A 21680-nucleotide genomic window follows, 5' to 3' on the forward strand; every position below is an offset into this window, starting at 1 on the left:
CGCCCATTCGTTTCGGAACACGGCCGCACCATGGAAAAAACCAGCGACAGTAACGGCAAACAGAAAGTCCGCTCCGCCGAGGTCGGCACCGACATCCTCAAGGCTTTGGCCGAGTTGTCGCCGTCCACCTCGCTGTCGCGTCTGGCCGAACATGTGCAGATGCCGGCCAGCAAGGTGCACCGCTATCTCCAGGCCTTGATCGCCAGCGGCTTCGCCGAGCAAAACGCCGCCACCAACCATTACGGCCTCGGCCGTGAAGCGTTGCGCGTGGGTCTTGCAGCCCTGAACAGTATGGACGTACTCAAAGTCGCCGCCCTGCCCCTGTCCGAGTTGCGCGACGAACTGAATGAAACCTGTTTTCTCGCGGTGTGGGGCAATCAGGGCGCGACCGTGGTGCACATCGAGCCGGCGGTGCGCGCGGTGACGGTGGTGACGCAGTTGGGTTCGGTATTACCGCTGCTCAGTTCGTCCACCGGGCTGGTGTTCAGCGCGTACCTGGCACATCGCGAAACCGATGAATTGCGCGAGCAGGAAACCGCCGTCGCCAATCATCCGCTGGCCGATGAAAAAACCTATTCGGACCTGTGCGAACAGATCCGCGCGCGTAGCCTGCATCATGTGCATGGTTTGCTGATGCCCGGTGTGGACGCGCTGTCGGCGCCGGTGTTCAACGCGGTCGGGCAAATTGCTGCCGTCCTGACTATCGTCGGCCCGACCTCGCTGTTCCACGCCGATGAAAACGGCCCGGCTGCCCAGCGTTTGCTGGCGGCAGCGCGAGCCGTCAGTTGGCGAATGGGCTATCAGGCCGACGACCTCCATCCCTGAAGCGCCGCCGGCCATGTCTCGCAATCAGGCGAGGGTGGTTTTGCTGGTGGTGCTCTGCGGGTCATCAAGGATCTCTTGAATCACCTCCAGCAAGCGTTTGGGCAATCGAGTCTGACCGGACGCTTCGGCTACCAGCTTCTCGATCACGTAAGCATCGCCTATCAGCCCGATGACATTCTTCTGCACTTGGGTCACCGACGCCTTGGTGAACCCGGCCTTGCCCAGAGATGCCAACTCGATCAGCGCGTCCTTGAAATGCCCGATGGCGCGCGCCCGGTCGCCCAACCCATAAGCCTCGAACCCTTGCACCATCGCTTTGGTGAACAGCACGGCCGTGAGGGCGATGCCGACGGGCGCGAACACAATACTGATGGCTCCCGCCGCTGCGACCACCGCGTCGAACAGCAGACCGCCGATGATTTCCTTGAGGCTTCGGGTCTTCTCATCCACATCGGCAATCACCTTGTGCAGAACGCTTTCGTAACACTCGTTGAAATCGGTGATGTGAATCCTGCCATTGAGCGTTGGGGCCTGCGTGGCTCTGGACGACTCTTCAAGCTCACGCAGATAGCTCCCCACCTGCAGCTGATGCTTCACGTAGAGCCGCTGATGCAGGTAGTCGCCCAGGCCTAGTGTCTTGACCGCACTGACAAACTCGCTGAACGGTCGCAACTCGCGGCCATCCGGAGCGTCGGGGGTAAACAGGTATTCGATGACCTGCCCCTGCAGACGCAGCCTGAACACATAGACCCCCACTACCGGCCGCAACAACAGATGCAACTGATGCAGAACACTGTGCCCGACGTTGCCGAAGGCGTCGGCCTGCCGGGTGATCTGTCGCGGATCATTTTCGACGTACAGGTTGACGACCCCGAGCAAGGCCTCAACGTGCGCCTGCGGCAGTTGCCCATTGAACTGTCCCTGCATGATCGCCACCCGCATCCGCCGCTGGAGGATGGCCAGTGCAATGCCTCGCTTGAGCAGCCCCTCGGAATGGGCTGGATTGAGGTCAACGGCGCGTAGCTGACCGATGTATTGCTCCCCCGGACGCAAGGTTCTCGACCGACTGGCGATGTCACGGATGTCCAGCCCAGTGAACGGCGGATGCCCGTCCAGCAGCACGAAACGCGGGTATAGCGGCTGCCCCGTTTGATCGGCATAAAACGCGACCTCACCCACTATCAACTCATGCAAGGTCATCCTCTGTCGCTCGTCGATCTGCACCTCGATCAGGTCCGGGTCGATGACAACCTGCTGGCCCCGTTGCAACAAGACTTCTTCTACCCGCGCCTTGATCAGATCACGGCAAAACTTTTCATAGGATGCAAAACCGCACTGGCGTATCTGGATGGTCTGCAGCGCCTTGAGTTCGCAGTTGATCCGGGTGAAGCCCTGACGCAACGTTTCATCCGCCGTGCGGTAGCCGTATGGCGTCTGACCTTCTTCCTGCGACACCCGCCAGGCGCGCTCGTTGAAAACCAGAGGATCGAGCACTTCGGCACCGCCAGAGTGCGCGGGCGCGAGCGTCAGGCCGATCCAGGCATCGCCGCGCTGAGAAGCCTGCTTGAGGTAACCAGTGATTTGCTGGCGATCCAGGGCATGGGACTGCCAGGTCAGATAGTCACGTCCACGCTCGGTGGCCGCCCAGGCCGCTACTTCAAGATTGAGGATTCGGAAGGTGTGTTTCTCATACCAGTCCCGACCGTCGGGCGACCCCGGGGCATACAGCAGCCAGCTATCCTCGCCCGCGCCGCGACTGCCGACGGCCACCAGATCCTTGAGCGCGCGGACGTCCGCACGCAGCTGCAAAGGGGCAATCGTCAGCGCCGCGTCCCCGGCGACGGCTCTTTGAATCCGCTGCAAGTTGGCGTCACTCAAATGTCCCTGACACTTCGCGGCAAAAGCACTCAGCAGCAATTGATCACGGATGAGGCTGTTCAAGGCTGCCAGCACGCCCTGGCGTTCGTACGCCTTGCGCAAGCGGACACCGTATTCGGCGCGAACACTGCTGGTGACGATTTTTTCCAGCCATGGCTGGTTCAGACCCGCGGGCAGTCCGTCCCCGGAAAAGCTGATTCGCCCGCGCATGCCCGGCTCATGCAGGCCTTGCAGCAACAGATCCGTCAACGAGCGCCTGTCCTCCTGAATCACCGTGCGCCCCGCCGCCTGGAATACATAACGGCTGTGAGTGACGATCAAATCGGGATCCAGTGGGTTGCCGAAGTCCTGCTCCAACTCCCGACTCATCAGTGAACGGGCGAAAGCGCGCAAACTTGCGGCGTCCTCCAGTTGCCGATCCAGCTCGACCTGGCTATCGACCCACTGCTGTTCCAGCTCGCAGTACTTAAGTTTCTCTTCCGCCCCTACACGGCTCAGCCATGTCGGCGCAGTGCTGTCTTGAGTGAGAATATGTGTGTTCATGACGTTCATTGAATTGCCCTTATGAGAAGTCGATCAGCCAATTCCAAAAATTGGCAACCCAATCTAAATAAGGACAAACCAACTCCCAACCTCACAACCAATACCAAAATCCAGAGAACATGACCGCATATGACACAGCGTTAATGTCGAAACATAAATGTGACTTGACCCCACAGCGCACTCGACTGACGTCTAGTGCCTCTGCCCTGTATTCGTTATTCAGCCATCCCATTGAATAGATGCACCATGATCGGCAACTTCACATCGTGCAAAAGAAACAGCATTGCTGCGGCAATATATTGATCAAAATAAGCGTCGGCCCTCAGTGGTGCCACGACATGGACTGCACGCGGATGCCCTCTGGCGAAGGGGCAATGCCCTCAATGAGCCCTTGGACTGTTGCATGCCCCGTAACAGTGCATGTCCGGAATCGCTATTTTTCCTTCGGGTCGAACCCCTTATTCTGAGCGGGCTTTCACGGCAGGCGCCGTGAAACAGGAAGCCTTGGCTGCTGAGCCCCTCGCGCCATCGCTGACCGTTTTCAGATCAATCGAATCTTCGGATTGATCGCCCCGGTGTTCACTGACGTTGATTTGTAGCTCCTTGATCCAACGTCTTACCTTGGCCGCTGCGTTTGCAGCGGCCTTTTTTATGCCTGACAAAAAGCAAGCGTACCCTCCTGAAAGAAAACTCCGAAAACCCATCGAACACTTCTTATTGCGTAGAAGTACACAACCCTGCGATTAAAGAAAATTCGAAAGCGCACTCAATCAAACAAGCTTTAATTCATGGAGTGTTCAGACTTTGAATTCAGGCCTTGTCGTAACTTGAACGACTCAAGCATCGCCTGGCGACAAGGATCGTATTGCCGAGCGTCAAGGCGCGGCGTGCTGCCAATGGAAAACCCGGATTCAAACCTGAAAAATAAAAAAACGAGCAAACACGTTGTGCCTGCTCGTTATTTTTCTTGTTAGAGCGAATACTTCTGCAAATTCCCCATCATTTCCTTCAACGCTTCAATATTGTCCTTCGGATGCGCCGCGCCCTCGAAATCGCAGATCTGTTGCCAGTGCGCCGCAACATCTTCCGGGGAGAAGCCGCTGCGGGGATCGAACCCGGCGCCGAGGCTGCGTTCCCAGCGAACCTTGCCCATCCAGCCGCCACCGACTTCAAACAGGCCGGAGGTCTCCTGGCACTGCTCGCTGGCCAGGTACACCACCAGCGGGCTGACCAGTTCCGGTTTGAGCTGTTCGAACACTTGCGGCGGGATCAGGCCTTCGGTCATGCGCGTGCCACCGGTGGGGGCGATGGCGTTGACCAGGATGTTGTTCTTGCGTCCTTCGATGGCCAGGGTACGGGTCAGTCCGTAGAGGCCAAGTTTGGCCATGCCATAGTTGGACTGGCCGAAGTTGCCGTAGATGCCCGAAGTCGAAGCCGTGAAGATCACCCGACCGTAGTTTTGCTCGCGCAGGTGCGGCCAGGCGGCGCGGGTGACTTTGTAGGCGCCTTCGACGTGGACGCGATAGACCAGATCCCAGTCGGCGTCCTCCATCTTGTGAAAGGTCTTGTCGCGCAGGATCCCGGCGTTGTTCACCACCACGTCGACACGGCCAAAGACATCGAGGGCGTTTTGCACCAGTTTGTCGCCGTCAGTGACCGAATCGTGGTTGGCCTCGGCGATGCCGCCGGCTTCGCGAATTTCCGCCACCACACGGTCGGCGGCGGAGGCGTTGGCACCTTCACCCTGGGTCGAGCCGCCGAGGTCGTTGACCAGCACTCTGGCGCCGTGCCGGGCGAACAGCAAAGCGTGCGCCCGACCGAGGCCACCACCGGCCCCAGTGACGATCACGACTTTATCTTCGAAACGTACGGACTCATTCATCGCGGGAACTCCAGCTGGCCTGAGGGACAATAATCCCGAGTGTCAGGCACGGGGCGTTAGGTCACAACGAACACGGCTGGGGCTGAATGGTGGGCGATAAGGCAGGGGGATGATGAACAGCAAAATCCAAAGATCGCAGCCTGCGGCAGCTCCTACAGAAGATCGGTGCAGGAGCTGGCGCAGGCTGCGATCTCTTGATCTTTCAGGAACACGCCACCTTGCGCGGCGGCAACTCCAGGCGCTCACGAAACGCCAGATAATGCTTGAGCACCTGCACCGGCGCTTCGATCTGCGGATAGTGGCCGATGCCCGGCAACAGTACGGTGTCGGCATCGGTAATCAGCTTGCGGTAACGCTCGACCATGTGCGCACCGGAGATCGGATCGACTTCGCCATCGATCACCCGCAACGGCACCTCACCACGTTGCATCGCCGACACCCAGCGGTCACGTTGCACCCGACGCTCCGGGATATAGCCGATCAATTTGTGCAGGATGCGCGGGCCGCGATGGGTCTCGATTAGACTCCAGAAATCATCCAGTTCGCTTTCGCTGGGCCGGGTCTGCGGGCCGAAAATCTGCCGAAAACTTTTCACCAATGCATCACGGGTAAACGCACGCCCGATCATCCAGCCCACCGGGCTGAGCAGCAGCTTTTGCATCAACACCGGTCTATGGGTTTCCGGGAACAGGCCGCCATTGAGAAAGACACAACTGGCGACCTCGATACGATTTTCGTAATGCCGGGCGAGCAGTTCCTGGGCAACGCTGTCGCCATAATCGTGGGCCAGCAGGTGCACCGGTTGCTCGACCTGAAGATGCGCCAACAGCGCCTGTTGCAGATCGGCCTGTTCCAGCAGGCTGTAGCTGTGATTCAGCGGTTTGGCCGAATCACCGAAACCGAGCATGTCGCAGGCGATCACTCGGTAACGCTGGGCCAGCGGCTGCCACAGGTAGTGCCAGTCCCAACTGGCCGTCGGGAAACCGTGGATCATCAGCAGCGGCTCACCCTGCCCCGCCGTCCAGTAACGGATCGACTGGCCGCGAAAGACAAACGTCCGGCTGCGTTTGCGCCAGACACACAGAGGAATCTCGGCAAGAGGCATTAGAGTTTATATCCGGGGTCTTGTTTATCGAGTTTGCGCAGCAGTGCCGGCCAAGCCAGCGCGCCGCCCATGCCTTGAGCACTTTTGGTCACGCCGGCGATCATCGCCTTGGCGCCCGCGAGGATTTGCGGTTCGATGGCGATCAGTTCAGCACCGCCGGTTTGCGCCATGACCTGAATGTCGCAGGCGCGCTGGAAGGTGAACATCATCAGAAAGGTGTCGGCGATGGTGCCGCCACAGGTCAACAGACCGTGGTTGTGCAGCATCAGGAAATTGTTATCGCCCAGGTCGGCCTGCAAGCGCGCCTTCTCTTCGTGATTCAGCGCCACGCCTTCGTAGGCGTGGTAGGCCAGGCTCGACAGCACGAACAGCGACTGCTGGCTGATCGGCAACACACCCTGTTTTTGCGCGGAAACGGCTACACCGGACGCGGTGTGGGTATGCAGCACACAAACCACATCGTGCCGTACCTCGTGCACGGCGCTGTGGATGGTGTAACCGGCGGGATTGATTTCGTAGGGACTGTCCATGAGCTTGTGGCCGGCCTGATCGACTTTGACCAGGCTCGAGGCGGTGATCTCATGGAACATCAACCCGAACGGGTTGATCAGGAAGTCTTCGGTGCCCGGAACCTTGGCGGAAATGTGGGTGAAGATCAGGTCATCCCAGCCATGCAGCGCCACCAGTCGATAGCAGGCGGCCAGATCGACCCGGGTCTGCCATTCCGCGGCACTGACCTGATCTTTGACATCAAGGGACGATTGGACGGGGGCTACGCTCACTGTATGCACCTCTGCGTTCTTATTGTTTTGCACGTGTCAGCAGTCTAGTCAGCTCCCACAATTCACGTAGTTGCATTGCCAGCCAGCTTGATGACTGAGCGGGTCAGCAATGCAAACAGCTTGGATCCATGTCAAGCAACGACGCCAACAAAGGCGCGGCGAACAGATTGAGCAGCCCGGTCAGCACCATCACCAGCCCCGCCACCGAGCCTTCCTCACCGCCCACTTCATGCGCCCGACTGACCCCGGCGCCATGCGCGCCAACCCCAAACAACGCACCACGCGCCAAGGCACTGCGTAGCGGCAGCCACTTCAGCAATACACCGCCGAGCATCGCGCCGAACACGCCAGTGAACATCACGAACACCGCGGTGAGCTCGGGCACACCGCCCAGATCCTGCGCCAGCGGCATGGCGAATGGCGTGGTGATCGAGCGCGGCACCAGCGACATCGTGACTGAGGTGTCCAGCGCCAGCGCCCTGGCCAGTCCGAACGAGGTGGCGATCGACGCCGCGCTGCCGGCGAGCATACCCAGCAACAGCGCTGACCAGTGCCGTACCAACAAGCGCCGCTGTTGCCAGATCGGCACGGCGAAGGCGACCGTCACCGGCCCGAGCACCAGCATCAACCAATGAGTGTTGCTCGAATATTCGGCATACGCGGTGTGCAGCGGCACGGCGAGCGCCAGCAGCAGTGCCGGCACCAGAATCAGTGGCGACAGCAGATAGCGCCCGGTGCGCCGATAAATCCAGCGACTGAACAGGTACGCCAGCAGAGTGAAGGCGAGCCAGAACATCGGCATCCATTCAAGCTTCATGGGACCGCCTCAGACGCACGGCCAGCTCTACGGTGAACGCGGTCACCAGCATCACCATCAGGGTACTGGCGCCGATCACCAGCAGAATCCGCCAGCCGTCGTTGCGTAACAGCGCGCCGTAGTCGAGCAGGCTCATCAGCGCCGGAATAAAGAACAGCAGCATCTCGGCCATCAGCAATCCGGCCCCCAGTTGCAGCGCCGCCGGTTTGACCCAGCCGAATGCGAACGCCAGCAGCAACAAGGCCATGCCGATGACTCCGCCGGGAATCGGCCACGCCAGCCACGCGGCGATCTGGCAGCCGAGCAGGTAGAGACCGAGCAACACGGTCAGCTCGGCGAATAGACGGGAAAGATACTTGAGGGATGCGGCGTTCATGATGGGCTCCTGACAGGGGCTTATTTTACGAAGCGGCCTGTCATCCCAGAAGCGAATTGTTAGACTCAGCACTATTCCAAAACGGAATCGGATGATGGAATTCAAACAGCTGCGCAGTTTTGTCGAAGTCATGCATCAGGGCGGCTTCACCCAGGCGGCGAAAACCCTGCACATCAGCCAGTCGGCGGTGAGCAAGCAAGTCGCGCAACTGGAGCAGAGCCTCGGCACGCCGTTGCTCGAACGGCTCGGCTCGCAACTGCGCCTGACCGCCGCGGGCAGCGTGGTGCTGCAGCGGGCCGAAGGCATGTTGCGTTTGCGCAATGAGTTGCTGAGTGAGCTGGATGATCTGAGCCAACTGGCGCGCGGCGAATTGCGCCTCGGTCTGCCGCTGCTGGGCAGCGATGCGTTATTCGCCGGACTGTTCGCCGAGTATCGGCGGCGCTATCCGAACATCAGCATTCAATTGCTTGAAGGCGGCAGTCGCAACATCGAGCAGGCGGTACTCAGCGGCGAACTGGAGTTGGGCGGCAGCCTGTTGCCGAAAGATCCGCAGTTCGACTTTCAGCCGTTCTGCGACGAGAAACTCGATGCGTTGCTGCCGGTGGATCATCCGTTGGCGGCACGCGGCGAGATAGCTCTTGAGGAGTTGGCCGACACGCCGTTCCTGCTGTACCAGCGCAGTTTCGTGCTCAATGACCGCTTATTGCAGGCCTGCCAGCAGATGGGTTTCACCCCTAAAGAAGGTGGGCGCAGCGGCCAGGCGGACTTTCTCGTGGCACTGGTCGCCGCCGGGCAAGGCGTGGTGCTGCTGCCCAGCGTGGTCGCCCGGGCACTGGAGCGTCCGGGCGTGGTGCGCCTGACGTTGCGCGCACCGGATTATCTGCGCTGGGACATCGCGTTCATCTGGCGTCAGGGCGCCTACCTGTCGAAAGCCGCGCAGGCCTGGCTGGCCTTGCTGCGCGAGCGCGCGATCAGCCCTTGAGCGTGGCGATCAGTTGCGCCAGCCATGGTTCGGCATCGGCTTCCGGGGTCACGCTTTCGCTGGCGTCCAGACGCAGCATGTCCTGCACTTCGCGCACGCCCAGCTCGGCGAACAACTCGCGCATCAGTTCGCCGCCGCCGCAGAACGTATCGCCGTAACTGGCATCGCCCAAACCGATCACCGCGCCGGGCAAACCTCGCCAGGCCATCGGCAACTGATCGCGAATGCTCGAATACAACGGCTGAAGGTTATCCGGCAACTCGCCCATGCCGGTAGTCGAGGTCACGGCAAGCAGCGCTTCAGGGCCGAAAGACAGCAGATCCGCCAGGCTGGCACGTGGGTTATAGAAGGTTTCAAAACCGGCGGCTTTCAACAGGTTCTGGGCATGGCGAGCGACTTCTTCGGCAGTGCCGTAGACCGAACCGGAGAGAATGGCGACTTTCATCAAACGGATCCTGAAACGAAAAAAAAGAGCCGCGATAGTACCAGCCCGAAGGATGAAGTTGCGATTGGCTCTCAACGGATACTGATGGCCTATAGACAGCGCCGGTTGATCTTCTAGAATGCGAGCCATCGACAATGCTGAAAGGATTCACAGATGATCAATGCCAGTCTGCTGCAAATGGTGATCAACGCGTCGAACGATGGAATTGTGGTGGCAGAGAAAGAAGGCGAGCAGGACAACATCCTGATCTATGTAAACCCGGCCTTCGAACGCCTGAGCGGCTACACCAGCGAAGAAATCCTCTATCAGGACTGCCGTTTTCTGCAGGCCGGAGACCGCGATCAGGCGAGCCTGGCGCGGATTCGCGAGGTGCTGCGCAACGGTGGATCGTGTCGGGAAACACTGCGCAACTACCGCAAGGACGGCACGCCGTTCTGGAATGAACTGTCACTGTCGACGGTGAAAAACGCGGATGACGGGATGACTTACTTCGTCGGCGTACAGAAGGATGTGACCGTTCAGGTCAAGGCCCAGCAACGTGTGACACAGCTGGAAGCCGAGGTCGCCGCACTGCAGGCGGAGCTGGCAGCGTTGAAAGCGACGAACGGCGCAAACAAAACTGCGAACTAAGTGTCATTAACTACAATCACCAATGACTTTGTAACTATTTCTTTCGAGCCAGGCCATGCAACGCGACGCACTCCTGACCCAGGACGAGCTGGATTTCATCCAGACCATGCAGCATAACCCGCAGCTTAATGTGCGGGATGCGACGTCGAGCCTGTTGGTCAACGGTGGTTCGCAAATCCGCGATCTGCTCACGCGCCTCGCTGCTCACGAACAAGTGACCATCCAGGCCAACTTCGAAAACCAGCAAATGACCTTCCCGCTGCATCTGGTGGAGGACGAATTCCACGCGCTGCATCTGCGTCTCGGTGTACCCAGCATTTACGAAGACGGCCCGATGATCCGGCCATGGCGTCTGACGCTTGAAGAACCGGTGGCACTGGAAAACGCCAAGGGCCAGCCGGGGGCGATGTGGGTTCACGAGGTATCGCACAAAGGCCTGCTGCTGGAGATGCGCAACAAAACCAAACCGCCGAGGCATTTCGCCCTGTGGTTCAGCCCGTCAGGTTATGAGCGGATCTCCCTGCGTGGCAACTTCGAGCGAGAGACCGAACAGGGTTTCTTTGCCTATGAACTCAGCCAGACCGATGCCGACGAAACCGAACGCCTGCGCCAGTTCATCCTGCAGCAACATCGCCTGACCCACCCTGCCCTGCACACCTGAAACTCACGTATCCAGCTTGCCCGCGAGAAACTGCGTCATGCGCTGACGCATCGTCGCCCCTTCGTTGCCCAGACAACCAATCGAAGAACCCGCCAGGCTGTCCTGCGCCAGATCCGCGGTATCACCGGCCAGCATCACCTGACAATCGAGGCTCAAGGCCAGACGGTTCAACCGTCGCGGCAAATCGGCTGTCGGAGCGTGATTGGAAAACAGCACCAGCGCCTGCGGCTTGATCCGCTCGCACACCAGCGCCAACTCATCGAATGGCTGACCGGTGGTCAGCACCCGCACCCCGGCGTCATTGCCACTGAGAAACAACGCGGCGACCAGCAACTCGAGCTCCCGGCACTGACCGGCCAGTGCGCTGACGACCACCTTGCGCGGCTGCGTGCCGCGCAGCACGACGATGCGCTGCAAGACCCGCGCCCGCAGAAATCCATCGAAAAACAGCCATTCGCTGGTCTGGCCGAAGGCGTCCTGGCGCTGCAGCATCTGCAGCCACAAAGGCATGAGGATGTCCTGAAACACCACCGGCAATGCGTAGGACGAGAAGATCTGGTTGTAGACCTGATCCAGCGCCCGGTCGTCAAATGAACTGACGGCGAGTTGCACCTGCTGCTGCCACTGCGCGTAATCAGCCTGTACCAGATCATCGGAAATGATATGGGCCAAGGCTTTCAACGGCTCGGTCCTGGCGAGGATCTTGCCGACCTTGCTCACGGCCACGCCGCGATCAATCCAGTCGACAATGCTGCGCACACGCTCGATTTCGGTCATCGAATACAGACGATGCCCGCTTTCGGTGCGCGTTGGTTGAATCAACCCGTAGCGGCGCTCCCATGCACGTAGCGTGACTGGATTCACGCCCGTCAGCCGCGAAACCTCACGAATGGGAAACAGCTCTTCACGCTCGAGCGCGACAGAGTCCTGCGAGGCAGGGTGAATGTCCGTTTTGACAGGCATTGTCCGATCAATGTCCTTGATGGTTCTTGGATCCCATTCTACATCCGATGCCCCATCAGCGTTCAAGCAATGATCTGCGACGAACGTCTCTGGTTTAATCACGAAAATCAGGAATAATCCTTGCTTGTTGAAAAGCGCAGGCTCCTACCCCGCCTGCGTATTGCGAAGTTCCTACCCGGAGCGACGCACTCGGAATACGGAGATACATAATGTCTACTTCCCCCGTCACGCTGATGGTTGCGCGTCGCGTCGCCGACGGCCGCTATCAGGACCTGATGGCCTGGCTGCGCGAAGGCGAACAACTGGCCACAGACTTTCCCGGTTACCTGGGTTCCGGCGTGCTCGCTCCGCCACCCGGTGACAACGAATTCCAGATCATTTTCCGCTTCGTCGACGAGCAGACCCTGCACGCCTGGGAGCACTCGGCCTCGCGTACCGCGTGGCTGGCCCGTGGCAGCGATCTGTTTGCACACCCCAAAGAGCACCGCGTCAGCGGCATTGAAGGCTGGTTCGGCGCGGCCGGTCAACGGCCACCGCGCTGGAAACAGGCCGTGGCGATCTGGCTGGCGTTCTTCCCGGTGTCGCTGCTGTTCAACTTTGTCCTCGGGCCGCTGCTGGGCGAGATGAGCCTGCTGCCGCGGGTGTTGATCAGCACGGCGTGCCTGACGCCGTTGATGGTGTATTTCTTTATTCCGTTGTCAACGCGGTTGCTGGCCAACTGGTTGAGCAGTGTTCCAGCACCTCGACTGCCTGTTGAACCAATGTCTCAAAACCGCTGAGAGCCCATGTGGGAGCGGGCTTGCTCGCGAAAGCGTCGTGCCAGTTGATGCATCCGTGCCTGGCACACCGCCTTCGCGAGCAAGCCCGGCTCCCACAAAAGCACAGCACCCGTCTTGCGATAGGTGGGCACCCCGCGTCGCTGTTATAGTTTTTACTCCCACCGCGACGCGAGCCGTTCATGACCACTTCTTCCGCCCCGATCCTCATTACCGGTGCCGGCCAGCGTGTCGGTCTGCACTGCGCGCAGCGTTTGCTTGAGGACGGCCATCGGGTCATCTTTACCTACCGCAGCGAACGTCCCGGCGTGCAAACCCTGCAGGATCTGGGCGCTATCGGCGTGTTCGCGGACTTTTCCAGCGAAGCTGCCATCCTTGCCTTCATCGATGAACTGAAGACCCGCACCGATAGCCTGCGCGCCATCGTGCACAACGCCTCCGAATGGCTGGCGGAAACCCCGGGCAGTGAAGCCGACGCCTTCACACGCATGCTCAATGTGCACATGCTCGCGCCGTACCTGATCAACCTGCACTGCGCCGACCTGCTCAAGCGCTCGACCCCGGCCGACATCATCCACATCAGCGACGATGTCACGCGCAAGGGCAGCAGCAAACACATCGGTTATTGTGCCAGCAAGGCCGGACTCGACAGCCTGACCCTGTCCTTCGCCGCGCGCTATGCGCCGGCAATCAAGGTCAACGGCATTGCACCGGCCCTGCTATTGTTCAATCCCGACGACGACGCGGCGTACCGCGCCAAGGCGCTGGCCAAATCCGCGCTGGGCATCGAGCCCGGCAGCGAAGTGATCTACCAGAGCCTGCGCTATCTGCTCGACAACCCCTATGTCACCGGCACGACCCTGACCGTCAACGGCGGACGTCACGTCAAATAAGTTGCTGCGCGAGGATCTGCCATGACCCGTTCCCTGCCCGAGAATTACCGCGAGATCCTCATCGGCCTCGGCGAAGATCCCGACCGCGAAGGCTTGCTCGACACGCCGCTGCGCGCGGCGAAAGCCATGCAGTATCTGTGTCACGGCTACGAACAGAGTGTGGATGAGATCGTCAATGGCGCGCTGTTCGCTTCCGACAGCGACGAGATGATCATCGTCGCCGACATCGAGCTCTACTCGTTGTGCGAACATCACCTGCTGCCCTTCATCGGCAAGGCCCATGTGGCTTATATTCCGACAGGCAAGGTGCTGGGGCTGTCGAAGATCGCGCGGCTGGTGGACATGTTCGCCCGGCGCCTGCAGATTCAGGAAAACCTCACCCGGCAGATTGCCGATGCGGTGCAACAGGTCACCGATGCCGCCGGCGTCGCGGTGGTCATCGAGGCCCGGCACATGTGCATGATGATGCGCGGTGTCGAGAAACAGAATTCGACCATGAACACCTCGGTCATGCTCGGCGCCTTTCGCGAGTCGAGCAACACCCGCCAGGAGTTCCTGCAATTGATTGGACGGAGCAAGTAAATGTCACAACTTCAACCGGGAATGGCGCGCATCCGGGTCAAGGATCTGCGCTTGCGCACCTTTATCGGGATCAACGAGGACGAGATCCTCAACAAGCAGGATGTGCTGATCAACCTCACCATCCAGTACGCCGCGCAGGAAGCGGTGCGCGACAACGACATCGACCACGCGCTGAACTATCGCACCATCACCAAGGCGATCATCGCCCACGTCGAGGGCAATCGCTTTGCGCTGCTCGAACGCCTGACCCAGGAATTGCTGGACCTGGTGATGACCAATACCGCGGTCCTGTACGCCGAAGTCGAAGTCGACAAGCCGCATGCGCTGCGGTTTGCCGAGTCGGTGTCGATCACCCTCGCCGCCAGCCGCTGAGCATGTCTGGCGCATCGCGTGCCAGACTTTTATCATCCGCGCCACGAATAGACTGCACAGAGCCCATCATGACCGAGCAACAACGCCTCGAACTCGAAGCCGCCGCCTTCCGCCGGCTGGTCGCCCACCTGGACAGCCGCAAGGACGTGCAGAACATCGACCTGATGAACCTCGCCGGGTTCTGCCGCAACTGCCTGTCCAAGTGGTACAAGGCTGCCGCCGATGAGCAGCAGATCGAGGTCAGCCTCGATGACGCCCGCGAAGTGGTTTACGGCATGCCTTACGCCGAGTGGAAAGCCCAATATCAGCAAGAAGCCAGCGCCGAGCAACAAGCGGCGTTCGCCAAAGGAAAACTCAATGAGTGATCTGAACACCCTGCGCGCCAGCCTCAAAAGCGGCGAACACGCTTTCGCCGACACCCTGGCTTTCATCGCCGCTGGTTACGACTATCAGCCTCAAGCGTTCAACAACGGTGGCGTGGAAAACGCCGCCGGGCAGAACGAAGGCTCGTGCAAGACCCTGGGCCTGGCACTGCTGGAAGGCTTGAGCGATGAAGAAGCGCTGCTGGCGTTCGGTGAACATTACCGTTCGGTGGTGGCGACGCCTGAGGGCAGCGACCACGGTAATATCCGTGCGCTGATCAAGCACGGTCTGGCGGGTGTGAAGTTCGAAACGCAGCCCCTGACCCGCCGCTGATTCCCATAGACAACGCCATCCCCTGTGGGAGCGGGCTTGCTCGCGAAGGCGCCGTGCCAAGCGACTTTTCTTTGTCTGGCACACCGCTTTCGCGAGCAAGCCTGCTCCCACAGGGTTATGCGATGTAGCGGAAATACGGGCACAAAAAAAACCGGCCGAAGCCGGTTTTTTTGTGTCTGCGATTTAGAACGAAGCGTTCTGCAGACCGTCCAGGTAACGCTCGGTGTCCAGTGCCGCCATGCAACCGGCGCCGGCCGAGGTGATGGCCTGACGGTAAACGTGGTCGGCCACGTCACCGGCAGCGAAGATGCCTTCGACGCTGGTTGCAGTCGCGTTGCCGTCACGGCCGCCCTGCACCACCAGGTAACCGTCTTTCAGGGTCAACTGGCCTTCGAACAGCGAAGTGTTCGGAGTGTGGCCGATCGCGATGAATACGCCGTCGACCTTGATTTCGTCGAAGCTGCCGTCGTTGTTCTTCAGACGCGCACCGGTCACGCCCATGTTGTCGCCCAGCACTTCGTCGAGGTTGGCGTTCAACTTGAGGATGATCTTGCCTTCGGCCACACGGGCGTTGAGCTTGTCGATCAGGATCTTCTCGGCGCGGAAGGTTTCGCGACGGTGGATCAGGGTCACGGTGCTGGCGATGTTGGCCAGGTACAGTGCTTCCTCAACAGCGGTGTTGCCGCCGCCGACCACAGCCACTGGCTTGTTGCGGTAGAAGAAACCGTCGCAGGTCGCGCAGGCCGAAACGCCTTTGCCCATGAACGCTTCTTCCGACGGCAGGCCCAGGTAACGAGCGCTGGCGCCGGTGGCGATGATCAGGGCGTCGCAGGTGTAAGTCGCGCTGTCGCCGGTCAGGGTGTATGGCTTGGCAGCGAAGTCCACGGCGTTGATGTGATCGAAAACGATCTCGGTTTCAAAGCGCTCGGCGTGCTCGCGCATCCGCTCCATCAGCGCCGGACCGGTCAGGCCGTGAACGTCGCCTGGCCAGTTGTCGACTTCGGTAGTGGTGGTCAATTGACCGCCAGCCTGCATGCCGGTGATCAGCAGTGGCTTGAGGTTGGCACGGGCGGCGTAGACCGCGGCGCTGTAACCGGCAGGGCCGGAACCGAGAATAATCACTCGCGAATGACGGACTTCAGACATGACCTGCTCCTGTTGACCGGGCCGAAAGACTGGCGCGGAACGCCGGACTGCCGGCGGGAATAAAAAAGGACTGTGGATAACCTTGGGGAAGGCATGAGCTCGACAGTCCTGTAAAAAGTTGGGTGCAGCGTATCGAGGGGGGCAAGATTAAGGAAATACGGTTTAACAATCCAGCTCATAGGTGGTCTCTATGCGCAGACTCCGACCAGATCGACGTCTTTGTTACAGTGAATGTCGATCGCTCTGCCGCGCTTTCGCACCTGTTGCAAAGTCGGTAAGGTCGGCGCGTTTTCCCTTGCTCGGAGCACCTTATGCCCGCACCTGTTCTGTCCGGCCCGCAATACCTGCGCGAAGGCCTCAAACTGGTTCTCAGCCCCGGCCTGCGCCTGTTCGTGTTGCTGCCGCTGGCGATCAACCTGGTGCTGTTCGTCGGATTGATCTATCTGGCCGGCCATCAGTTCAGCCTGTGGGTCGACAGCCTGATGCCATCGCTGCCCGACTGGCTGAGTTTCCTCAGCTATATCCTCTGGCCGCTGTTCGTGGTGCTGGTGGCGTTGATGGTGTTCTTCACCTTCACCATGCTCGCCAACGTGATCGCCGCGCCGTTCAACGGTTTCCTCGCGGAAAAAGTCGAAGTGGTGGTGCGCGGCACCGACGACTTCCCGGCCTTCAGTTGGGGCGAACTGATCGCGATGATCCCGCGTACCCTCGCCCGGGAAATGCGCAAACTTGGCTACTTCCTGCCCCGGGCAATCGGCCTGTTCATCCTCTCGTTCATCCCGGTGGTGAACATCGTCGCCGCGCCGCTGTGGCTGCTGTTCGGCGTGTGGATGATGGCGATCCAGTACATCGACTACCCGGCGGACAACCACAAACTGGGCTGGAACGAAATGCTCGCCTGGCTGCGCCAGAAGCGCTGGCAGAGCATGAGTTTTGGAGGGATTGTCTATCTGGCGTTGCTGATTCCGGTGGTCAACATTCTGATGATGCCGGCTGCGGTGGCCGGGGCGACGTTGTTCTGGGTGCGTGAACGGGGTGCGGAGAACCTCGTCACGCAGCGCTAGGCCGCTCCCAGACAGCCAGTCACAAATCCATCATCCGAACGTCACAGGCACGACATGGCCTCAGCCGACACTGAGGTCATGACGACAGCTCTGCATATCACCCTGATCAGCGAAACCTTCCCACCGGAAATCAACGGAGTGGCCAATACCCTTGGCCGCTTGTGCGATGGCTTGCGCGCGCGTGGGCATCAGGTGGAGCTGGTGCGCCCGCGTCAGGCGGGCGATCCGCAGCGCGTCGAGGACGATGCCTTGCTGTTGTGCCGGGGCTGGCCGTTGCCGGGTTATCCCGGACTGCAATGGGGTCAGTCGTCGATGCACAAGCTGCTGCGGCGCTGGAAACGCCAGCGCCCGGACGTTTTGTACATCGCCACCGAAGGGCCGCTCGGTTTGTCGGCCTTGCGCGCGGCGCGGCGATTGGGGATCTCGGTGGTCAGCGGCTTTCACACCAATTTTCAGCAGTACACCAATCAGTACGGGCTGAGTTTGCTGACGCGCTTGCTCACGCATTATCTGCGCTGGTTTCACAACCGTTCGGCGATGACCCTGGTGCCCAGTGTCAGTCAGCGCCTGGAACTGGAGCGTCGGCATTTCGATCGCCTCGCCCTGCTGTCCCGTGGCGTAGACAGCCAGTTGTTTCACCCGGCCAAGCGCCTGAACGGCTTGCGTGAACAATGGGGTTTGTCCGAGCAGGACATCGCGGTGATTCACGTCGGACGTTTGGCCCCGGAGAAGAACCTCGGCCTGCTCAAGCGCTGCTTCGACACCCTGTGCAGCACTTATCCACAGCGCAATCTGAAGCTGATCGTGGTCGGCGACGGGCCGCAACGTCTGGCGCTGGAAAAGCAAATCCCGCAGGCGATTTTCTGTGGCTCACAACGCGGCGAAGCGCTGGCGGCGCACTATGCGTCCGGCGATATCTTTCTGTTTCCGAGCATGACCGAAACCTTCGGCAACGTGGTACTTGAAGCACTGGCGTCCGGTCTGGGGGTGGTCGCTTACGATCAGGCTGCGGCGGCGCAGCACATCCGTCACGGCTACAACGGCGTGCTGGCGATGCCCGGGGATGAGGAAGCGTTTTGCGATGCGGCGGCGTGGTTATTGGAAGAGGACGAGCGCTTGCGCTGTGTGCGTCTGAATGCGCGGCAGCATGCCAGTCGCCAGGGCTGGGCGGCGATCATCGAGCAGTTTGAAAAGCATTTGCGTGGCGCGTGTGTGCGGGAGCAGGTGTTGCCGAATGCGCAGACATTACCTTAGATAATCGTCGACTCTGATGCCCTCTTCGCGAGCAAGCCCGCTCCCACATTTGGAATGCATTTCAAAATGTGGGAGCAGGTGGTGCCGAATGCGCAGACATTACCTTAGATAATCGTCGACTCTGATGCCCTCTTCGCGAGCAAGCCTGCTCCCACATTTGGAACGCATTTCAAAATGTGGGAGCAGATGGTGCCGAATGCGCAGACATTGCCTTAGATATCGTCGACTCTGATGCCCTCTTCGCGAGCAAGCCCGCTCCCACACTTGGAATGCATTTCAAAATGTGGGAGCGGGCTTGCTCGCGAAGGGGTTGGTAATGGCGACGCTTAAACCAGGGTCATCAACGCCTCACGGCTGAACGGCAGAATGTCCTGCTCACGCCCTTCACGGACTTTCAGCGCCCAGTCCGGATCCACCAGCAGCGCACGGCCTACCGCCACCAGATCGAATTCGTCGTTGTTCAGACGCTCCAGCAGTTTCTCCAGGCTCGCCGGTTGCGCGACTTTATCGGTGTTGACCATGAACTGCAGGAACTCGCCGTCCAGACCGACGCTGCCCACGGTGATGGTCGGTTTGCCGGTCAGCTTGCGCGTCCAGCCCGCCAGGTTCAGCTCGGAACCATCAAATTCAGGCTCCCAGAAACGCCGCGTCGAGCAGTGGAAAATGTCCACCCCGGCGTCGGCCAAGGGCTTGAGGAATTCGCCCAGCGCCTCCGGGGTCTGCACCAGACGCGCGGTGTAATCCTGCTGCTTCCACTGCGAAAAACGGAAGATGATCGGGAAGCCTTCACCGACTGCCGCGCGCACCGCTTGAATCAAATCGATGGCGAACCGCGAACGGTTGGCCAGGCTGCCGCCGTATTCATCGGTGCGCTGGTTGCTGCCTTCCCAGAAGAACTGGTCGATCAGATAGCCGTGGGCGCCGTGGATTTCCACGCCGTCCATACCGATGCTTTGCGCATCCTTCGCCGCTTGGGCGAACGCGGCGATCACCTCCTGAATGTCCTGTTTGGTCATACCGTGCACCACGACCTGGCCATCCTTGAGTTTTTCCGTCGGGCCGTAAGCCGGGACGCTGGCGTCCGGCTCGGTGCCGATGCGGCGCACGCTGCCGACGTGCCACAGTTGCGGAACGATCTTGCCGCCCTCAGCGTGTACCGCATCAACCACCTTCTTCCAGCCGGCCAGTGGCGCTTCGCCGAAGAACTGCGGCACGTTCGGGTAACCGTTGGAAGCCTTATGACCGACGGTGGTGCCTTCGGTGATGATCAGACCAACACCGGCCGCAGCGCGGCGACGGTAGTACTCGATCACTTTGGAGTTGGGCACGCCACCTGGGGAAAACGAGCGGGTCATCGGCGCCATGACCACACGGGTCGGCAGTTCGAGGGCACCGAGGTGGAACGGTTTGAACAGGGCTTGAACCGGCATTGGAAGGCTCCACAGGGAATGACTTTATGACGGCGATAATATGAACAGTCCATGCCTTTGAACAGCACTATTGATCTGAATGATTAAGGGTCAAAAGTTAGGCAAAAAAAATCGCAGCTCAATGGCCGCGATTTTTGTATTTCAGCCCAGCGCTTTTTCAATCGCGTGGACAATGGTCGGATCATCCGGCGGCGTGCGCGGCGAGAATCGCGCCAATACCCGGCCATCCTTGCCGAGCAGGAATTTCTCGAAGTTCCAGGTGATATCCCCCGGAAACTCCGCGCCCTCGCCCGCCAGCAAGCGGTACAGCTGATGACGATCATGGCCGTTGACTTCAAGCTTGCTCGACAACGGAAACGTCACACCATAGTTCAGGCTGCAGAACTCCTGGATTTGCTGTTCGGTACCTGGCTCCTGACCGGCAAACTGATTGCACGGCAGGCCCAGCACACTGAAGCCTTTGTCTTTGAATTGCTGATAGAGGTTTTCCAGTGCCGCGTACTGTGGGGTCAAGCCGCATTTGGAGGCGACGTTGACCACCAGCACGACTCGGCCCTTGAAAGGCGCCAGCGGTAGCTCCTGACCATCCAGGGCTGTCAACTTAAGGTCGTGAAAAGCACTCATGACGTACTCCAGGGATTCCCGTGTTCTACTCGAAACAGCCACTTGGCGAGGCCACCAAGGACAGCCGCGGACTAAAAAGGCGCCCGCAGGCGCCTCTCCAGTACTCGAAGCTTAGCGCAGAAAATCAGTGGTGATGGCCACCTTCGCCATGGACGTGGCCATGAGCGACTTCTTCCTGGCTGGCATCACGAACGGCAACGACCTTCACTTTGAAGTTCAGGCGCTGACCGGCCAGTGGGTGGTTACCGTCGACGGTGACGTCGTCGCCGTCCAGGTCACGGATGGTCACGATCTGCATCTGGCCGTCCGGCGCCGAAGCGTGGAACTGCATGCCGACTTCCAGCTCGTCAACGCCTTCGAACATGCTGCGGCTCAGGGTGCTGACCAGTTCAGCGGCGTATTCGCCGTAAGCGTCTTCCGGCTCAACGGAAACTTCCAGCTCGTCACCGACAGCTTTGCCTTCCAGAGCTTTTTCCAGGCCCGGGATGATGTTGCCTGCGCCTTGCAGGTAGACCAGCGGAGCGCCGCCGGCGGAGCTGTCGATGACCTCACCAGCGTCGTTGGTCAGGGTATAGTCGATGGAGACAGCCTTATTGGCGGCGATCAGCATGGGGCGAGACCTTTTGCATAAGAATATAGAAAGGCCAAGTTTAGCGAAGCAATCGCGCGAAAGCGAACACAACCCGGACAAACGGGATTCGACGATCACCGGCTTCCATCAGGATGAAGACGGTCACTGGGTGGCCGAGCTTTCCTGTGGCCACACCCAGCACCTGCGTCACCAGCCGCCGTGGCAATCACGAGCCTGGGTTCTTGATCCGGCGCAACGTATTGAAAAAATAGGCCAACCCTTTGCCTGCGGTTGGTGCGCACAAGGCTCGGTTAGCGATAACCTTGGCGACTGAATTGCGGTAGGCGGTCACGTATAGATCGCCACCATTGCCATGCACCCTT

The 21680-nt window shown here is 59.9% G+C and carries 25 protein-coding genes; 13 read left to right on the top strand and 12 right to left on the bottom strand.

Features of this window, described 5'->3' with window-relative positions:
- The first annotated feature begins 30 nt into the window (after positions 1-30).
- Positions 31-825, top strand: a complete 795-nt coding sequence (locus LCH64_RS14870; protein ID WP_226500620.1) for an IclR family transcriptional regulator — start codon at positions 31-33, stop codon at positions 823-825.
- A 24-nt stretch (positions 826-849) separates the two neighbouring features.
- Here LCH64_RS14870 and LCH64_RS14875 read toward each other — a convergent pair whose 3' ends face one another.
- From LCH64_RS14875 to LCH64_RS14900, 6 genes are all read right to left on the bottom strand, one after another.
- Positions 850-3246, bottom strand: coding sequence for a DUF6543 domain-containing protein (locus tag LCH64_RS14875; protein ID WP_226500621.1), 2397 nt, complete (start codon positions 3244-3246; stop codon positions 850-852).
- A 970-nt stretch (positions 3247-4216) separates the two neighbouring features.
- Positions 4217-5128 (bottom strand): SDR family oxidoreductase, encoded by a 912-nt coding sequence (locus LCH64_RS14880; protein WP_226500622.1) that lies wholly within the window; start codon positions 5126-5128, stop codon positions 4217-4219.
- A 202-nt stretch (positions 5129-5330) separates the two neighbouring features.
- Positions 5331-6233, bottom strand: coding sequence for an alpha/beta hydrolase (locus LCH64_RS14885; protein ID WP_103485814.1), 903 nt, complete (start codon positions 6231-6233; stop codon positions 5331-5333).
- Entirely contained in the window at positions 6233-7015 is a 783-nt protein-coding gene (locus LCH64_RS14890) for a class II aldolase/adducin family protein (protein ID WP_226500623.1), read from the bottom strand. The genes LCH64_RS14885 and LCH64_RS14890 overlap by 1 nt, the downstream gene beginning before the upstream one ends.
- A gap of 103 nt (positions 7016-7118) precedes the next feature.
- The gene (locus tag LCH64_RS14895; protein WP_226500624.1) at positions 7119-7832 is read right to left on the bottom strand and encodes an LrgB family protein; all 714 of its coding nucleotides are present in this window, start codon (positions 7830-7832) and stop codon (positions 7119-7121) included.
- Positions 7822-8208 carry a CidA/LrgA family protein gene (locus LCH64_RS14900; protein ID WP_226500625.1) on the bottom strand — a complete coding sequence of 129 codons (387 nt, stop codon included), beginning with the start codon at positions 8206-8208 and terminating at the stop codon, positions 7822-7824. Before LCH64_RS14900 ends, LCH64_RS14895 begins: the two co-directional genes overlap by 11 nt.
- A 94-nt stretch (positions 8209-8302) precedes the next feature.
- Between LCH64_RS14900 and LCH64_RS14905 the strand changes: the two genes are divergently transcribed.
- Positions 8303-9190 (top strand): LysR family transcriptional regulator, encoded by an 888-nt coding sequence (locus tag LCH64_RS14905; RefSeq protein ID WP_226500626.1) that lies wholly within the window; start codon positions 8303-8305, stop codon positions 9188-9190.
- Here the strand turns inward: LCH64_RS14905 and LCH64_RS14910 are convergent.
- Positions 9180-9635, bottom strand: coding sequence for a flavodoxin (locus LCH64_RS14910; protein WP_103521859.1), 456 nt, complete (start codon positions 9633-9635; stop codon positions 9180-9182). The two genes, LCH64_RS14905 and LCH64_RS14910, sit on opposite strands and share 11 nt — an antisense overlap.
- A gap of 153 nt (positions 9636-9788) precedes the next feature.
- On the opposite strand from LCH64_RS14910, the gene LCH64_RS14915 reads away from it, so the two are divergent.
- Together LCH64_RS14915 and LCH64_RS14920 are read left to right on the top strand one after the other, a co-directional pair.
- Complete coding sequence (locus LCH64_RS14915; protein ID WP_201135781.1) at positions 9789-10265, top strand: PAS domain-containing protein; 477 nt, start codon at positions 9789-9791, stop codon at positions 10263-10265.
- A 55-nt stretch (positions 10266-10320) separates the two neighbouring features.
- Positions 10321-10926: a hypothetical protein gene (locus LCH64_RS14920; RefSeq protein WP_003221742.1), complete on the top strand. Its 606-nt coding sequence runs from the start codon at positions 10321-10323 to the stop codon at positions 10924-10926.
- A gap of 3 nt (positions 10927-10929) precedes the next feature.
- On the opposite strand, the gene LCH64_RS14925 is transcribed toward LCH64_RS14920, so the two are convergent.
- Positions 10930-11889, bottom strand: a complete 960-nt coding sequence (locus LCH64_RS14925) for a MerR family transcriptional regulator (RefSeq protein WP_226500627.1) — start codon at positions 11887-11889, stop codon at positions 10930-10932.
- A 209-nt stretch (positions 11890-12098) separates the two neighbouring features.
- On the opposite strand from LCH64_RS14925, the gene LCH64_RS14930 reads away from it, so the two are divergent.
- From LCH64_RS14930 to LCH64_RS14955, 6 genes are all read left to right on the top strand, one after another.
- Positions 12099-12668 (top strand): antibiotic biosynthesis monooxygenase, encoded by a 570-nt coding sequence (locus LCH64_RS14930; protein WP_226500628.1) that lies wholly within the window; start codon positions 12099-12101, stop codon positions 12666-12668.
- 179 nt (positions 12669-12847) lie between these two features.
- A complete protein-coding gene (gene folM, locus LCH64_RS14935) occupies positions 12848-13558 on the top strand; it encodes a dihydromonapterin reductase (protein WP_226500629.1) in 711 nt (236 codons plus the stop codon).
- A gap of 21 nt (positions 13559-13579) precedes the next feature.
- Positions 13580-14140, top strand: coding sequence for a GTP cyclohydrolase I FolE (gene folE, locus LCH64_RS14940; protein ID WP_003221735.1), 561 nt, complete (start codon positions 13580-13582; stop codon positions 14138-14140).
- Positions 14141-14512, top strand: a complete 372-nt coding sequence (gene folX, locus LCH64_RS14945) for a dihydroneopterin triphosphate 2'-epimerase (RefSeq protein ID WP_003221732.1) — start codon at positions 14141-14143, stop codon at positions 14510-14512.
- Between the two features lie 68 nt (positions 14513-14580).
- Entirely contained in the window at positions 14581-14877 is a 297-nt protein-coding gene (locus tag LCH64_RS14950; RefSeq protein WP_226500630.1) for a DUF1244 domain-containing protein, read from the top strand.
- Complete coding sequence (locus LCH64_RS14955; RefSeq protein WP_003221728.1) at positions 14870-15208, top strand: HopJ type III effector protein; 339 nt, start codon at positions 14870-14872, stop codon at positions 15206-15208. Before LCH64_RS14950 ends, LCH64_RS14955 begins: the two co-directional genes overlap by 8 nt.
- Before the next feature lie 183 nt (positions 15209-15391).
- Here LCH64_RS14955 and trxB read toward each other — a convergent pair whose 3' ends face one another.
- Positions 15392-16354, bottom strand: coding sequence for a thioredoxin-disulfide reductase (gene trxB / locus LCH64_RS14960; protein WP_003221727.1), 963 nt, complete (start codon positions 16352-16354; stop codon positions 15392-15394).
- Between the two features lie 311 nt (positions 16355-16665).
- Between trxB and cysZ the strand changes: the two genes are divergently transcribed.
- Together cysZ and LCH64_RS14970 are read left to right on the top strand one after the other, a co-directional pair.
- The gene (cysZ, locus tag LCH64_RS14965; RefSeq protein ID WP_007968036.1) at positions 16666-17418 is read left to right on the top strand and encodes a sulfate transporter CysZ; all 753 of its coding nucleotides are present in this window, start codon (positions 16666-16668) and stop codon (positions 17416-17418) included.
- Between the two features lie 54 nt (positions 17419-17472).
- A complete protein-coding gene (locus LCH64_RS14970) occupies positions 17473-18672 on the top strand; it encodes a glycosyltransferase family 1 protein (protein WP_226500631.1) in 1200 nt (399 codons plus the stop codon).
- A gap of 326 nt (positions 18673-18998) precedes the next feature.
- On the opposite strand, the gene LCH64_RS14975 is transcribed toward LCH64_RS14970, so the two are convergent.
- The 3 genes from LCH64_RS14975 to LCH64_RS14985 form a co-directional block, all read right to left on the bottom strand.
- Entirely contained in the window at positions 18999-20102 is a 1104-nt protein-coding gene (locus LCH64_RS14975; protein WP_226500632.1) for an NADH:flavin oxidoreductase, read from the bottom strand.
- Between the two features lie 141 nt (positions 20103-20243).
- Positions 20244-20726, bottom strand: a complete 483-nt coding sequence (locus LCH64_RS14980; protein ID WP_103486179.1) for a glutathione peroxidase — start codon at positions 20724-20726, stop codon at positions 20244-20246.
- Between the two features lie 124 nt (positions 20727-20850).
- Positions 20851-21336 (bottom strand): peptidylprolyl isomerase, encoded by a 486-nt coding sequence (locus tag LCH64_RS14985; RefSeq protein WP_003221719.1) that lies wholly within the window; start codon positions 21334-21336, stop codon positions 20851-20853.
- Here LCH64_RS14985 and LCH64_RS14990 point away from each other — a divergent pair.
- Positions 21305-21631 carry a DUF3565 domain-containing protein gene (locus LCH64_RS14990; RefSeq protein WP_080593221.1) on the top strand — a complete coding sequence of 109 codons (327 nt, stop codon included), beginning with the start codon at positions 21305-21307 and terminating at the stop codon, positions 21629-21631. The two genes, LCH64_RS14985 and LCH64_RS14990, sit on opposite strands and share 32 nt — an antisense overlap.
- Positions 21632-21680: the final 49 nt, after the last annotated feature.

The sequence above is a fragment of the Pseudomonas sp. MWU16-30322 genome (assembly GCF_020515535.1).
GTDB lineage: Bacteria > Pseudomonadota > Gammaproteobacteria > Pseudomonadales > Pseudomonadaceae > Aquipseudomonas > Aquipseudomonas fluorescens_H.

Excerpts from the sequence above, each read along its gene's own strand:
- LCH64_RS14880 (WP_226500622.1), bottom strand. The coding sequence starts at position 5,128 with ATGAATGAGTCCGTACGTTTCGAAGATAAAGTCGTGATCGTCACTGGG.
- LCH64_RS14875 (WP_226500621.1), bottom strand. The coding sequence starts at position 3,246 with ATGAACACACATATTCTCACTCAAGACAGCACTGCGCCGACATGGCTG.
- folE (WP_003221735.1), top strand. The coding sequence starts at position 13,580 with ATGACCCGTTCCCTGCCCGAGAATTACCGCGAGATCCTCATCGGCCTC.
- trxB (WP_003221727.1), bottom strand. The coding sequence starts at position 16,354 with ATGTCTGAAGTCCGTCATTCGCGAGTGATTATTCTCGGTTCCGGCCCT.
- LCH64_RS14915 (WP_201135781.1), top strand. The coding sequence starts at position 9,789 with ATGATCAATGCCAGTCTGCTGCAAATGGTGATCAACGCGTCGAACGAT.
- LCH64_RS14950 (WP_226500630.1), top strand. The coding sequence starts at position 14,581 with ATGACCGAGCAACAACGCCTCGAACTCGAAGCCGCCGCCTTCCGCCGG.
- LCH64_RS14870 (WP_226500620.1), top strand. The coding sequence starts at position 31 with ATGGAAAAAACCAGCGACAGTAACGGCAAACAGAAAGTCCGCTCCGCC.
- LCH64_RS14900 (WP_226500625.1), bottom strand. The coding sequence starts at position 8,208 with ATGAACGCCGCATCCCTCAAGTATCTTTCCCGTCTATTCGCCGAGCTG.
- cysZ (WP_007968036.1), top strand. The coding sequence starts at position 16,666 with ATGCCCGCACCTGTTCTGTCCGGCCCGCAATACCTGCGCGAAGGCCTC.
- LCH64_RS14925 (WP_226500627.1), bottom strand. The coding sequence starts at position 11,889 with ATGCCTGTCAAAACGGACATTCACCCTGCCTCGCAGGACTCTGTCGCG.
- LCH64_RS14905 (WP_226500626.1), top strand. The coding sequence starts at position 8,303 with ATGGAATTCAAACAGCTGCGCAGTTTTGTCGAAGTCATGCATCAGGGC.
- LCH64_RS14985 (WP_003221719.1), bottom strand. The coding sequence starts at position 21,336 with ATGCTGATCGCCGCCAATAAGGCTGTCTCCATCGACTATACCCTGACC.
- folX (WP_003221732.1), top strand. The coding sequence starts at position 14,141 with ATGTCACAACTTCAACCGGGAATGGCGCGCATCCGGGTCAAGGATCTG.
- LCH64_RS14990 (WP_080593221.1), top strand. The coding sequence starts at position 21,305 with ATGGAGACAGCCTTATTGGCGGCGATCAGCATGGGGCGAGACCTTTTG.
- LCH64_RS14970 (WP_226500631.1), top strand. The coding sequence starts at position 17,473 with ATGGCCTCAGCCGACACTGAGGTCATGACGACAGCTCTGCATATCACC.
- LCH64_RS14955 (WP_003221728.1), top strand. The coding sequence starts at position 14,870 with ATGAGTGATCTGAACACCCTGCGCGCCAGCCTCAAAAGCGGCGAACAC.
- LCH64_RS14910 (WP_103521859.1), bottom strand. The coding sequence starts at position 9,635 with ATGAAAGTCGCCATTCTCTCCGGTTCGGTCTACGGCACTGCCGAAGAA.
- LCH64_RS14930 (WP_226500628.1), top strand. The coding sequence starts at position 12,099 with ATGTCTACTTCCCCCGTCACGCTGATGGTTGCGCGTCGCGTCGCCGAC.
- LCH64_RS14980 (WP_103486179.1), bottom strand. The coding sequence starts at position 20,726 with ATGAGTGCTTTTCACGACCTTAAGTTGACAGCCCTGGATGGTCAGGAG.
- LCH64_RS14920 (WP_003221742.1), top strand. The coding sequence starts at position 10,321 with ATGCAACGCGACGCACTCCTGACCCAGGACGAGCTGGATTTCATCCAG.
- LCH64_RS14895 (WP_226500624.1), bottom strand. The coding sequence starts at position 7,832 with ATGAAGCTTGAATGGATGCCGATGTTCTGGCTCGCCTTCACTCTGCTG.
- folM (WP_226500629.1), top strand. The coding sequence starts at position 12,848 with ATGACCACTTCTTCCGCCCCGATCCTCATTACCGGTGCCGGCCAGCGT.
- LCH64_RS14885 (WP_103485814.1), bottom strand. The coding sequence starts at position 6,233 with ATGCCTCTTGCCGAGATTCCTCTGTGTGTCTGGCGCAAACGCAGCCGG.
- LCH64_RS14975 (WP_226500632.1), bottom strand. The coding sequence starts at position 20,102 with ATGCCGGTTCAAGCCCTGTTCAAACCGTTCCACCTCGGTGCCCTCGAA.